This is a genomic window from Brachyspira pilosicoli (genome assembly GCF_019402445.1).
GTDB classification, from domain to species: domain Bacteria; phylum Spirochaetota; class Brachyspiria; order Brachyspirales; family Brachyspiraceae; genus Brachyspira; species Brachyspira pilosicoli_B.
In genome coordinates, this window is record NZ_SRZM01000002.1 from 1 (window position 1) to 2,326 (window position 2,326).

The 2,326-nt window shown below is 30.7% G+C and carries 1 protein-coding gene; it reads left to right on the plus strand.

Going from position 1 to position 2,326, the window contains the following annotated elements; all coding sequences use genetic code 11:
• The first annotated feature begins 253 nt into the window (after positions 1–253).
• Positions 254–2,245, plus strand: coding sequence for an ATP-dependent helicase (locus E6A48_RS00020; RefSeq protein ID WP_219708016.1), 1,992 nt, complete (start codon positions 254–256; stop codon positions 2,243–2,245).
• Positions 2,246–2,326: the final 81 nt, after the last annotated feature.

Consider the following 2,326-nt stretch of genomic DNA (forward strand, 5'->3'; position numbering starts at 1 on the left):
TGCCTGCGACCGTAGGAAGTACCTTTAGGTGTGGGTACGAAGGCGGGAAAAAGAACAACAAAAAAATTAATAAAAAATTATTGGTTTGTATGTTTATACTAAAGCGTGAAAAATTGATAATATGTCTGTAAAAAATTACAAAATATAATAGTTTAACCATACACTATTTTTAATAACAACCCCTGTGCTTGTATATATTTCGTTATAATATATAATAAATTTCCAACTTCTAAATAAAGGTTTTTTATTTTTTATGGCATTAATGTTAAATGAAGAGCAAAAAAAAGCTGTAGAGCATATTAACGGACCTATGCTTGCATTAGCTGGTGCAGGAAGCGGTAAGACTAGAGTAATTACAGAGAGAATTGCCTATTTAATAAAAAACGGAATAGACCCTAGTAATATACTTGCTGTTACTTTTACAAATAAAGCTGCTAATGAAATGCGTGAGAGAATAGCTGCTTTGCTTAAAGAAAAACCTAAACAATTAGTAATCAGCACTTTTCATTCTTTTTGCGTGAGGGTGCTTAAGCTTGATATAGATAAATTAGGATACAAAAAAAACTTTAGTATATATTCTTCTTCAGACAGCAGAACCCTTATAAGAAATATTTTGAGAGAAGTTAAAGTAAATACTCTTAATTATGATGAAAACCTCTTTGCTTGGTATATAGATAGATACAAAAACAATTTAATGAAGCCAAATGAAGTAGTGCCTCATGATGATTTGGAGAAGATTGCTAAAAGAGTTTATGAGGTTTATCAGAATTATTTGAAAGGGTATAATGCTGTTGATTTTAATGACCTTATTAATTTAACTATTGATTTATATATTAATTTTCCTGAGGTTTTAGATAAGTATCAAGAGAGATTTAAATATATTATGGTTGATGAATATCAAGACACCAATTTAGCACAATATAAGCTCACAAGTCTTTTAGCTTCAAAATATAAAAACATAGTTGTAGTAGGCGATGATGACCAGAGTATATATGCTTTTAGGGGGGCTGATGTATCAAATATACTCTCTTTTGAAAACGAATATCCAGAAGCTAAGATAATTACATTAAATAAAAATTACAGAAGCACTAAAGCAATACTTGAAGCGGCACATGCTGTAATAAGCAACAATACACAAAGAAAAGCAAAAGAGGTTGTTGCAGTTAATGATGAAGGGATACCTCCTGTTATTATGCCTTGCGAAGATGAGAGAGATGAAGCACAGTTTATAGCAGAAAATATCACACAAACTGCAATAAACAAAAATTTAAACTATGAAAACTTTGCTATTCTTTTTAGAATGAACTCTCAGTCGCGTATTTTTGAGGAGGCTTTAAGATTTAGAGGCATTCCATATACTGTTGTTGGTGCTTTTCAGTTTTATGAGAGAAAAGAGATTAAAGATATACTTGCTTATTTAAACTTGTTTGTTAATCCAGAAGATGAGGTTTCTCTTTTGAGAGTTATTAATATACCGAAAAGAGGAATAGGGGCTGTTGCAATTAATAATCTCAATGAAATAAGCATAAAAAACGGTGTGTCATTATATCAAACATTACTCGACTATGAGAATATAGACGATATACCTCCAAAGGCAAAAACAGGTATAAAAGATTTTTTAGATATTATTCATTATTATAATGAAGTATTTACTGTTGATAAAAATACATTAGAAAAACCAAAACTCTACGAAAACATTAATAAGTTTTTAGATACAATCGCATATCATAATGAAGTATTAAACTCAAGCGATACAAAAGAGCAGGGAAGCAAAAAAATAGAAAATATTGAATCTCTAATGAATGGTATAGCTGAATATGAAAAAGGAAATAAAAACGCTACTCTAAAAAATTATTTAGACAGAATACTTTTAATGAGCATTGAAGAAAACAATGAAGAAGAGAAAAAGAAAGGTGTAATGCTTATGAGTATACATGCTGCAAAGGGCTTAGAGTTTCCTTATGTTTATATATGCGGCATGGAAGATGGCATACTTCCGCATCATAAAAGTTCATCAGACAGAGAGATAGAAGAAGAGAGAAGACTTTGCTATGTTGCCATGACAAGGGCAAAAAAACACCTCACATTAACATACTGTATGAAAAGAAAAAAGCAGGGAAGAGATGTAGAATGCACCCCATCAATATTTTTGGAAGAGATGAGAAAGGGACTTCCAGAAGATATGGCAATGGACGAAGAAGAGTTTTTCTCAAACCTTAAGGCAACATTAAAGCCAGATTCTTAATGAATTTTATTATATTTAAAAATTTTTAAATACTATTTTTTATATTGAAAATATTTGCAGGGCTTTGCCCCGCACCCCAGT

What these genes read in the sequence shown, in the direction of transcription:
- E6A48_RS00020 (WP_219708016.1), top strand. Translation starts at nt 254, where the DNA reads ATGGCATTAATGTTAAATGAAGAGCAAAAAAAAGCTGTAGAGCATATT.